The 11,389-nt window shown below is 57.8% G+C and carries 8 protein-coding genes; 6 read left to right on the forward strand and 2 right to left on the reverse strand.

Going from position 1 to position 11,389, the window contains the following annotated elements; genetic code table 11:
• Window positions 1–65 precede the first annotated feature (65 nt).
• Entirely contained in the window at window positions 66–458 is a 393-nt protein-coding gene (locus JSY17_RS04440; protein WP_117185031.1) for a protease inhibitor I42 family protein, read from the reverse strand.
• 734 nt (window positions 459–1,192) lie between these two features.
• On the opposite strand from JSY17_RS04440, the gene JSY17_RS04445 reads away from it, so the two are divergent.
• The 6 genes from JSY17_RS04445 (at window position 1,193) to JSY17_RS04470 (ending at window position 8,888) form a co-directional block, all read left to right on the forward strand.
• Window positions 1,193–2,227, forward strand: a complete 1,035-nt coding sequence (locus JSY17_RS04445) for a polysaccharide biosynthesis protein (protein WP_117183820.1) — start codon at window positions 1,193–1,195, stop codon at window positions 2,225–2,227.
• Between the two features lie 2 nt (window positions 2,228–2,229).
• Window positions 2,230–3,348 (forward strand): UDP-2-acetamido-2,6-beta-L-arabino-hexul-4-ose reductase, encoded by a 1,119-nt coding sequence (gene wbjC, locus JSY17_RS04450; RefSeq protein WP_122370946.1) that lies wholly within the window; start codon window positions 2,230–2,232, stop codon window positions 3,346–3,348.
• A 23-nt stretch (window positions 3,349–3,371) separates the two neighbouring features.
• Window positions 3,372–4,502, forward strand: coding sequence for a non-hydrolyzing UDP-N-acetylglucosamine 2-epimerase (gene wecB, locus JSY17_RS04455; RefSeq protein WP_117165981.1), 1,131 nt, complete (start codon window positions 3,372–3,374; stop codon window positions 4,500–4,502).
• Between the two features lie 14 nt (window positions 4,503–4,516).
• A complete protein-coding gene (locus JSY17_RS04460) occupies window positions 4,517–5,773 on the forward strand; it encodes a glycosyltransferase family 4 protein (RefSeq protein ID WP_206400694.1) in 1,257 nt (418 codons plus the stop codon).
• Complete coding sequence (locus JSY17_RS04465; protein WP_200998904.1) at window positions 5,770–6,738, forward strand: UDP-glucose 4-epimerase family protein; 969 nt, start codon at window positions 5,770–5,772, stop codon at window positions 6,736–6,738. Before JSY17_RS04460 ends, JSY17_RS04465 begins: the two co-directional genes overlap by 4 nt.
• Window positions 6,739–6,893: 155 nt before the next feature.
• The gene (locus JSY17_RS04470; protein ID WP_117184011.1) at window positions 6,894–8,888 is read left to right on the forward strand and encodes a polysaccharide biosynthesis protein; all 1,995 of its coding nucleotides are present in this window, start codon (window positions 6,894–6,896) and stop codon (window positions 8,886–8,888) included.
• 63 nt (window positions 8,889–8,951) lie between these two features.
• On the opposite strand, the gene lon is transcribed toward JSY17_RS04470, so the two are convergent.
• Window positions 8,952–11,369, reverse strand: coding sequence for an endopeptidase La (gene lon, locus JSY17_RS04475; protein ID WP_117183813.1), 2,418 nt, complete (start codon window positions 11,367–11,369; stop codon window positions 8,952–8,954).
• Window positions 11,370–11,389: the final 20 nt, after the last annotated feature.

The raw sequence follows: 11,389 nt of genomic DNA on the forward strand, positions 1-11,389 counted from the left end.
CTAGCCAAGTTGTCGCCGGGATGCATGAATCAGAGAGCGTTGTCTGACAGAGCGTGCGAAACGCCTCAGTTCACTGTAATTGCACACTCGAAAGTCTGTTCGGGGGCCGCTTCGGGTGTCCAGGGTTGCTGGTAGATCATCACCAGTTGCCCGGTACCTGCATCGGTCGCCTTGTAGCGCCATACCGATTGCCCGCCACTGCCCACCATTTCAGTGCTCTGCGAGTTTTTATAAACCTCCGGCCCCAGGCTGCGCAGAACATTCTGTGCCGGGTTCTGGATCTGCCAGCGAAAGCCGGTGGTGGGGTTGCTGGGCAGGGTGAGGATCAGGGTTTGTCCGCTCTTGAGCGTCAGCGGGCAGTCGCTCTGGGCTTCCACCGAGACGATGCTTTTCGGGGTTTGCGCACAGGCGGTCAGCAGGGCAAGGCTCAAGGGGGCGAGGAGACGGGCGTAGGTCATGGCAAGTTCCGGTTTTGCGTGACGATGCTGGAGCATAACGCATTGACGTGTGGGCACAACTGCGCTGCCCCGACTGACACCAAACCCTCCACAGTGGGAAGTTTTGTGAGTTTCGGAAAATTCATACAGCATCGATGGCCAATTGCCGGTTTGTTCCTGCTCTTTAATAGAGTATTCAAGCTTCCGTTAAAAAATACCGGGTCATGCGTCGCTTGCATGCTGTCAGGCCGTAATCGTTTCGCGTCATTCCAGTATTTTCGGCAGTGAATCCTGATGTCATATGACCTTCTTTTTCAGTCAATACAAGGGATGAATGTCTGCCGTGAATGCCAGCTCCTCAAAAGAAAGTGCCTGGAGATTGTGTAAAGTCCAGAATGAGGTGGCATTTCGATAGGGAAGTGGCACAATCGCCAAGGTTTTTTGTATGGCAGTTCATGTGCGGTTCAAGCGACCGCAAACAGTGACTGCCCGGCAAGCTGCAACCAGTCGGTGCGAACGGCTGTGAGCATTGGATTGTGCTCATGACTCTCGACGACGGTTCGCTGGACAATATGCACAGGATGGTCGCAGCGTGGACGTAGCAGGCGTTGCTGCGGGCGGCTTTTTTGTTTTCAAGGGCGTGGATCGGTTTTATCGATCGGTTATCCCGGCGCTCAGCAGTAAGACAAATTGGTTTTTTCGGCCTTGAAGTCTCGTTAATCCCAGGACTGCCTGCCTCATTTTCAGGAATTATTATGTTTAGCGGAAAAAAACTTCTCATCTCTGGTGGTACCGGTTCTTTTGGCAACGCTGTCCTCAAGCGTTTTCTCGACAGTGATATTGCGGAAATCCGTATTTTCAGTCGGGACGAGAAGAAACAGGACGACATGCGCAAGCGCTATGCCAATAGCAAACTGAAGTTCTACATTGGCGATGTGCGTGATTACCAGAGCGTGCTCAATGCCACGCGCGGTGTCGATTACATTTTTCACGCGGCAGCCCTGAAACAGGTTCCGTCCTGCGAATTCCACCCGATGGAAGCGGTCAAGACCAATGTCATCGGTACTGAAAACCTGCTGGAAGCGGCTATCCAGAACGAAGTTCGCCGCGTTGTCTGCCTCAGCACCGACAAGGCCGTCTACCCGATCAACGCCATGGGCATTTCCAAGGCGATGATGGAAAAGGTCATGGTTGCCAAGTCGCGCAATGTCGACGACAGCAAGACTGTCATTTGCGGTACCCGCTATGGCAACGTCATGGCTTCTCGCGGATCCGTGATTCCTCTGTTCATCGATCAGATTCGTGCCGGTAAAGAGCTGACCCTGACCGATCCGAACATGACCCGCTTCATGATGACCCTGGGCGACGCTGTCGACCTGGTGCTCTATGCGTTCGAGCATGGCAACAACGGTGACCTGTTCGTGCAGAAGGCTCCGGCGGCGACCGTCGAAGTCCTGGCCAAGGCGCTGACTGCACTGGTGGGCAAACCTGATCACCCGATTCAGGTGATCGGCACACGCCATGGCGAAAAACTGTATGAAGCGCTGCTGAGCCGTGAAGAAATGGCCTGCGCCGAAGACAAGGGTGACTATTTCCGCATTCCGCCAGACTTGCGCGACCTCAACTACGCCAAGTTCGTCGAACAGGGCGAGACCAAGATTTCCCGCACTGAAGACTACAACTCGCACAATACCGAGCGCCTGGATGTCGAAGGCATGCAGCGTCTGTTGCTCAAACTGGACTTCATGCGCGCCATCCAGCGTGGCGAGCACGCTACGCCGGAGGAGTGAAAATGAAGGTTCTGATTACGGGCGCCAACGGATTTGTTGGCCAGAATCTTGTTTCCCACCTTGGGGAACGGGCCGATGTGCAGGTCCTGCGCTTCACCCGTGAAGACTCTCTGGACAGTCTGCCGGCGCTGGTTGCTCAGGTGGATTTCATCTTTCACCTGGCGGGCGTGAATCGTCCACAGGACCCGCAGGAGTTCCAGACCGGCAACACCGATCTGACGCGTGCCTTGTGCGATGCGATCGTGAGCAGTGGTCGTCAGGTGCCGATTCTGTACACCTCCTCCAGCCAGGCCGAGCTGGACAATGCCTATGGCAGCAGCAAGCGCGGTGCCGAAGACGCGCTCCTTGCCCTGAATGCCAGCCATGGCGTGCCGGTTCATCTGTTTCGCCTGCCGAACGTTTTCGGCAAGTGGGCGCGGCCGAACTACAACTCGGCTGTGGCAACCTTCTGCCACAACGTATCCCGGGGCTTGCCGATCAGCATCAATGACCCGCAGGCGCGTATCAATCTGGTCTACATCGATGATGTGATCAGGCATTTCCTGGCCGTCATGGACGGCAAGCAGGCGGGTACGCCGTTTGTCAGTGTCGAGCCGCAATATTCGATCACCGTCGGTGAGCTGGCCGAGCAACTGCATGTGTTCCGCGACAGTCGCCAGACGATGATCACCGAGCCGGTCGGTACGGGCCTGGTGCGGGCCTTGTACTCGACTTACCTGAGCTACCTGCCACCGGACCGCTTCACCTATGAAGTGCCCAAGCATGGTGATCCGCGTGGCGTGTTCGTGGAAATGCTCAAGACCCGGGATTCCGGGCAGTTTTCCTATTTCACTGCGCATCCGGGCATTACCCGTGGTGGTCACTACCACCATTCCAAGACCGAGAAGTTTCTGGTCATCAAGGGCAAGGCCTGTTTCCGCTTCCGCCATATCGTTTCCGGCGCTTTCCATGAGCTGTTCACCAACGGTGAGCAGCCGCAGGTCGTCGAAACCGTACCCGGCTGGACCCACGACATCACCAATGTCGGTGAGGACGAGATGATTGTCATGCTCTGGGCCAATGAAATCTTTGACCGGGAACACCCGGACACTTATGCGCGCCCCGTCGGTACTGAAGCCTGAGCCGCTGTTGACAGGATATTGAAATGAAAAAGCTGAAAGTTGTAACTGTCGTGGGAACCCGGCCGGAGATCATTCGCCTGTCGCGGGTCATGGCAGCACTGGATGAGCATTGCGATCACATTCTGGTCCACACGGGCCAGAACTACGATTACGAGCTGAACGAGATCTTCTTTCAGGACCTGGGCATCCGCAAGCCGGACCACTTCCTGAATGCCGCCGGTGCCAGTGGTGCAGAAACCATCGGTAACGTGATCATCGCTGTCGACCGCGTGCTGGCTGAAATCCAGCCCGAGGCTCTGCTGGTGCTGGGCGATACCAACAGCTGCATGGCCGTATTGCCGGCCAAGCGTCGCAAGATCCCGACGTTCCATATGGAAGCGGGCAACCGCTGCTTCGATATGCGGGTTCCGGAAGAAATCAACCGCCGCATCGTCGACCATACGGCCGACATCAACCTCACGTACAGCACCATCGCCCGGGATTACCTGCTGCGCGAAGGTCTTCCTGCCGATCGCGTGATCAAGACCGGCAGCCCGATGTTCGAAGTGCTGGGGCATTACCGTGAAGGTATCGACAGTTCGGACGTTCTTACCCGTCTGGGGCTTGAGCCTGGCAAGTTCTTCGTCGTCAGCGCGCACCGCGAAGAGAACGTCGACTCGGACAAGAACTTCCTCAAGCTGGTGGACGTGCTCAATACCGTGGCCGAGCAGTTCGGTCTGCCGGTGATCGTCTCCACTCACCCGCGTACCCAGAAGCGGGTTGACGCCATGGGGGTGACGTTCCATGCCAATGTGCGCCTGCTCAAGCCACTGGGTTTCAAGGACTACAACAAGCTTCAGCTCGAATCGAAGGCTGTACTGTCCGACAGCGGCACGATCAACGAAGAGGCTTCCATCCTGAACTTCCCTGCACTGAACCTGCGTGAGGCTCATGAGCGTCCGGAAGGCATGGAAGAAGCTGCGGCCATGATGGTCGGGCTGGAAACCGAGCGCGTCCTGCAGGGCCTGAACATTCTCGACAGCCAGTCTCGTGGTGACGAGCGCAGCCTGCGTCTGGTGGGTGATTACAGCATGCCCAACGTCTCGGACAAGGTCGTGCGTATCCTGCACAGCTACACCGACTACGTGAACCGCGTTGTCTGGAAGCGTTACTGACCCGAGTGGTAGAAATGGCTGAAAAAGCGTTAAAAGTTCTTGTCGTAACGCAGTATTTTTGGCCGGAGAACATGCGGATCAATGATCTGGTCCGCGATCTTTCGGCAAAGGGGCATGAGGTCACCGTCTTGACGGGGTTGCCGAATTACCCTGAAGGCAAGGTGTTCGAAAGTTACCGCGAGAAGCCTGAAGAATTCGCTCAGTATTGCGGTGCCGATGTGGTCAGGGTGCCGCTTGTCCCACGGGGCAAGCGCAGTCTGACCCTGGTGCTCAACTACCTTTCGTTCTTCATCAGCGCTTCGACGCTGGGTGCTTTCAAGCTGCGTGGACGCAAGTTCGATACGATCTTCGTGTATGCCGTCTCGCCTGTCATGGCCGCCATTCCGGCGCTCGTGATCGGGAGTCTGAAGCGTGCGCCGGTATTTGTATGGGTGCTGGATCTGTGGCCTGAAACCCTGCGCGCAGTCGGTGTGCTGAAACAGCCATTGATGCTGGGACTGGTCGGCAAGGTCGTTTCGTGGATCTACAACCGCACAGACTATCTGCTGCTGCAATCCCACGGCTTTCTGGACAACGTTCGGCGCTATTGCACCCGACCGATTACCGATGATCGCCTGGTTTACTTTCCAAGCTGGGCTGAAGACGATTTTTCATCTTCAGCGCCGCCGTTGTGTGATTTGATCAAGCCGGACCCGAATGTATTCACGGTCGTGTTTGCCGGCAACCTGGGGGAAGCCCAGGATTTCCCTGCCGTACTGGATGCTGCCGAGTCGTTGCGTGCCAGTAATGCCGTGCGCTGGGTGATTGTCGGCGATGGGCGCATGAGTGAATGGATTGCCGAGCAGATTGCCGCCAGACAACTGGACAATGTGCATCTTCTGGGACGTCATCCGCTGGAGGCCATGCCGGGGCTGTTCGCCCAGGCCGATGCCTTGCTGGTGTCGCTGAAAACCAATGATGTGTTTGAAAAGACCATTCCGGGTAAGGTTCAGGCATACCTGGCGTCAGGAAGACCCATACTGGGAATGATCAATGGTGAAGCTGCGCGTGTAATCAACGAATCCGGTGCCGGTTTCGCCTGTGATTCCGGCGATGCCCAGGGGCTGGCGACGATTACCCGTGCACTTGCAGATGCCAGTATGACCGAGCGCGAAAGCATGGGTCGTGCAGGGCGCAACTATTACGAGCAGCACTACGCCAAGGGCAATCTTCTGATGCGTCTGGAAACCCTCTTTCATCAAGCCACCCTTCGCAAAGCGAGCCAGTCATGAGTTCCTCTTCTGTGTTGCTGACAGGTGCAACCGGTTTTGTCGGTAAGGCAGTCCTCGCCAGTCTGCTCAAGCGAGGCGATAAAGTGACGGCTGTGGTGCGCGGTTCTTCGGCACAGGTCGATTCCCGTGCCACGCTTGCCCGGATTTCCAGCCTTGACGGCCAGACGCAGTGGCAGGAATGTCTGCAGGACGTGCAGGTGGTGATCCATGCGGCAGCCCGTGTGCATGTCATGAACGATACCGAAGCCGATCCGCTGGCCGCCTTTCGCAAGGTCAATGTCGAAGGGACATTGAATCTTGCACGTCAGGCAGCCGCCGCGGGCGTTCGCCGTTTTGTCTTCATCAGCTCCATCAAGGTCAACGGTGAAGGCACCTTGCCGGGCCAGCCTTACCGTGCCGACGATACGCCTGCTCCGATCGATCCGTACGGTATTTCCAAGATGGAGGCCGAGCAGGGGTTGCGGGCTCTGGCCGAGCAGACCGGGCTGGAGGTCGTGATCATCCGTCCGGTGCTGGTCTACGGGCCGGGAGTGAAGGCCAACTTCCTGTCGATGATGCGCTGGCTGGACAAAGGCGTTCCGCTGCCTTTCGGAGCAATCGATAACCGCCGCAGCCTGGTTGCCCTGGATAATCTGGTCGATCTGATCGTTACCTGCACCTCGCATCCGGCCGCTGCCAACCAGACATTCCTGGTCAGCGATGGCGAGGATCTGTCGACGACCATGCTGCTCAAGCGCATGGCCGGCGCACTCGGCAAGTCGGCGCGTCTGCTGCCGATACCGTCTGCCTTGCTCGTTCTGGCGGCCAGATTGTTGGGCAAGCGTGCGCTGTCCCAGCGTCTTTGCGGGTTCTTGCAGGTCGATATCGAAAAAACGCGCTCGTTACTGGGCTGGAAGCCTGTAGCCAGTGTGGATCAGGCCTTGTCGGCGGTTGCTCGTCACTATCAGGGCACTCAGGACAAATAGGCCGATACCGGTTTTTGCCGGGTAATGGCATTCACGTTCAGTGCGGTAGCAGGCAAAGCGCCTGGTCACCAAATTGCGATAAATGGTTTTAAACGACGCCGCACGCCATGAAGTCCGCACAGCGCGACATGGAGTCAGGTGGAGGTAGAGGGATGATGATGAAATTACGTTCGCGAATGCTGGGTCTTTCGCGCAAGAACAAGCGAATCGTGCAGGTCGGCGCGGACATCGTGCTGGTCTGGGGCGCCTTGATACTCGCTTTTGTCGTGCGGCTGGGATTTGACGCGACCTTCTCCTCCATCGTCGATCACCTCTGGCTGTTCGCCGCCGCACCTGTTCTGACGATCCCCATTTTCATCCGCTTTGGCATGTACCGCGCCGTCATGCGTTTTTTCGGCAACGACGCGCTGATCACCATCGTCAAGGCCGTCAGTCTTTCCGCATTGCTGGTGTCGCTGGTGGTGTATTGGTATGGCGACCACGAAGTGGTGGTCCCGCGCTCGGTCATTTTCAATTACTGGTGGCTGAGCCTGATCATGATCGGCGGCTTGCGGCTGATCATGCGCCAGTACTTTCTGGGTGACTGGTTCATGGCTTCCCAGCATGTGCCCTTTACCTCGCGGGATAACGGATTGCCCAAGGTCGCCATCTATGGCGCTGGCGCGGCGGGCAATCAACTGGTCGCAGCCTTGCGTCTGGGACGCATGATGCGCCCGGTGGCCTTTATCGATGACGACAGCAGCGTGACCAAGCGCACCATCGCCGGGCTGGTGGTTTACAAACCCCGGCATATTCAGCAGATGATCGATGCCACGGGGGCCGAGGAGATTCTTCTGGCCATTCCGTCAGCGACCCGTGCACGTCGTCGCGAAATCCTCGAATACCTGGAAGGCTATCCGCTGCATGTCCGCAGCGTTCCGGGCTTCATGGATCTGGCCAGCGGCAGGGTCAAGGTCGACGATATCCAGGAAGTGGGCATCGCCGACCTGCTGGGGCGCGATTCGGTATCGGCCCAGGATGACCTGCTGGAGCACTGCATTACCGGCAAGGTGGTGATGGTCACCGGAGCGGGCGGTTCGATCGGCTCCGAGCTGTGCCGTCAGATCCTGATGCTCAAGCCTTCCCGACTGTTGCTGGTCGAGCACAGCGAGTTCAACCTCTACAGCATTTTCGGCGAGCTGGAAAAGCAGGTTCAGCAGGACGCGCTGGAGGTTGAGGTGCTGCCTATCCTGGGGTCGGTGCGCTACTTCGAGAAGATGGTCGATCTGATGCGGACCTGGAAGGTCGAGACGGTCTATCACGCTGCCGCCTACAAGCATGTGCCGATCGTCGAGCACAACAGTGCCGAAGGGGTGCTGAACAATGTCATGGGAACCCTGCATACCGCTCAGGCTGCGGTTCAGGTCGGTGTGGCCAACTTCGTACTGATCTCCACCGACAAGGCGGTTCGTCCCACGAACGTGATGGGCAGTACCAAGCGGCTCGCGGAAATGATCCTGCAGGCCCTCAGTCGCGAAGTCGCGCCTGTACTGTTTCGTAGCAGCAGCAACGTTGCCCACGTCAACAAGACCCGCTTCACGATGGTGCGCTTCGGCAATGTTCTGGGGTCTTCCGGCTCGGTGATCCCGCTTTTCCACAAGCAGATCAAGAGCGGCGGGCCGCTGACGGTGACACACCCGAATATCACCCGTTACTTCATGACCATTCCCGAAGCGGCTCAACTGGTGATTCAGGCCGGTTCCATGGGGCAGGGGGGGGATGTTTTCGTGCTTGATATGGGGGCACCGGTCAAGATCGTCGAACTGGCCGAGCGCATGATCAATCTGTCAGGCCTGAGCATGCGTTCCGAACGCAATCCCCATGGCGATATCGCCATCGAGTTCACGGGGCTGCGTCCCGGGGAAAAACTCTACGAAGAGCTGCTGATCGGCGATAACGTGGTGCCGACTCGTCACCCCATGATCATGAGCGCGGACGAAGACTTCCTGCCGTGGGATATTCTCAAGGAAAAGCTGGCCTCGCTTCTGGAAGCGGTGTCCTCGGACGACTACCCTCGGGTTCGGCAAATGCTGAGCGAACTGGTCGCCGGTTATAGCCCCGAAGGCGAAATCGTTGACTGGAAGCATCTGGAACAACGCGCCAATCAATAGCGCGGATGGCGCTTCGTGAATGAGTTGGCTCCCGGAGCCAACTCATTCACGACAGATGAACCATCAGAACAACACTTTCGCCACATCCGCAAAACGCTTGGCGAAATGGACGGTCAGTCCTTCCTTCAGGTAATCGGGTAGTTCCTCGAAGTTTCCGCGATTGGGTTCCGGCAGGATCAGCTCGTTGATCTTCTGACGCCGCGCCGCAATGACCTTTTCACGCACTCCGCCAATCGGCAGTACATGCCCGGTCAGGGTCAGTTCGCCGGTCATGGCTACGCCTTTCTTCGGTGGCTGATTGCGTGCCAGAGACAGCAAGGCACTGGCCATGGTCACGCCGGCACTCGGACCGTCCTTGGGCGTTGCGCCTTCCGGCACATGCAGATGGACGAAGGCTTCGTCGAAGAACTTCGTATCGCCGCCGAAGCTTTTCAGGTTGGAACTGACGTAGCTGTAGGCTATCTCTGCAGACTCTTTCATCACATCGCCCAGTTGGCCGGTCAGCTTGAAGCCGCGGTTGAGGGTATGGATGCGGGTCGCTTCGATAGGCAGTGTGGCACCGCCCATGCTGGTCCAGGCCAGGCCTGTGATGACACCGACTCCGGACAACACCTGTTCGCTGCGGAATACCGGCATGCCCAGGGACGCTTCCAGATCCTTGTTGCCGATCTTGATTACCGAGTCGGGTTCGTCCAGCAGCTTGACCACCGCCTTGCGCACCAGCTTGCCCAGTTGTTTTTCCAGTTGCCTCACACCGGCCTCGCGGGCGTAGCCCTCGATGACAGCACGCAGGGCGCTGTCGCTGATCGACAGCTTGTTCTTGGCGACACCGGCCTTGTCCAGTTGCTTGGGCCACAGGTGGCGCTTGGCGATGGCGAGTTTTTCTTCGGTGATGTAGCCCGACAGGCGGATCACTTCCATCCGGTCCAGCAGCGGGCCCGGGATCGAGTCCAGAGTGTTGGCGGTGCAGACGAACAGCACTTTGGACAGATCCAGACGCAGGTCCAGGTAGTGGTCGAGGAATTCGACGTTCTGTTCCGGGTCCAGGGTTTCCAGGAGTGCGGAGGCCGGGTCGCCCTGATAGCTTTGGCCCATCTTGTCGATTTCATCGAGCATGATGACCGGGTTCATCACCTCCACATCCTTGAGCGCCTGTACCAGCTTGCCTGGCTGGGCACCGATGTAGGTGCGACGGTGGCCCTTGATTTCCGCCTCATCGCGCATGCCGCCTACGCTCAGGCGATAGAAGGGACGGCCAAGGGATTCGGCAATCGAACGCCCGACGCTGGTCTTGCCCACGCCGGGTGGACCGACCAGCAGGACAATCGAGCCGCTGATTTCGCCTTTGTAGGCTCCCACGGCGAGAAATTCGAGAATCCGCGCCTTGATATCGTCGAGTCCGGCATGGTGCTGATCGAGCACCTTGCGGGCGTGCTTGAGGTCCAGCTTGTCTTCGCCGTAGATGCCCCAGGGCAACGAGCTGGCCCAGTCCAGATAATTGCGGGTCACGGCGTATTCGGGTGAGCCGGTTTCCAGGACCTTGAGCTTGCCGATTTCCTCATCGATTTTCTTGCGAGCCTGGGGCGGCAGGGTCTTGCCTTCCAGGCGCTGCTCGAACTGTTCGATATCGGCGCTGCGATCGTCCTTGCTCAGCCCCAGTTCCTGCTGGATGACCTTGAGTTGTTCTTTCAGGAAGAACTGGCGCTGATGTTCGCCAATCTTGCGATTGACCTCGGCTGAGATCTCTTTCTGCAGGCGTGCGACTTCAACTTCCTTGCGCAGCATCGGCAGGACTTTTTCCATGCGCTTGAGCATGGGCACGCAATCGAGCACTTCCTGCAGTTCGACGCCGGTGGCCGAGGTCAGGGCAGCGGCGAAGTCGGTGAGGGGCGAGGGATCGTTGGGGCTGAAGCGGTTGAGATAGTTCTTCAGTTCTTCGCTGTAAAGCGGGTTGAGCGGCAGCAGCTCCTTGATCGCGTTGATCAGGGCCATGCCGTAGGCCTTGACCTCGTCGGTCGGTTCGTTGGGCTGCTGCGGATATTCGATTTCCACCAGATAAGGCGGGCGATGATGCTTGAGCCAGGTCCGGATGCGAACGCGGCTCAAGCCCTGGGCCACGAACTGTAATCGACCATTTTCGCGGCTGGCATGGTGAACCTTGACTAAAGTGCCATACTCCGGAAGCGCCTTGGTATTGAAGTGGCGAGGATCTTCCTGGGGAGTGTCCATGAAAAACAGCGCAAGTGAGTGATGCTCGGACTTGCTGACCAGCTCGAGGGTTTCGGCCCACGGCTCTTCATTGACGATTACAGGCAGAACCTGTGCCGGAAAGAAAGGGCGGTTGTGGATCGGAATGATGTAGACCTTGTCCGGGAGGTTCTGGCCTGGAAGAGCAAGTGAGGTGCTGTCGGAGTTCAGGTGAATAGTGTGTTCGGCTGCGCCATCGGGCAAATCTTGCGAGTCTTTCTGCTGGTCACTCATAGGGCACCTGCGAAATTGAA

The organism is Pseudomonas capsici (assembly GCF_017165765.1).
In the GTDB taxonomy this organism is placed as follows: domain Bacteria; phylum Pseudomonadota; class Gammaproteobacteria; order Pseudomonadales; family Pseudomonadaceae; genus Aquipseudomonas; species Aquipseudomonas capsici.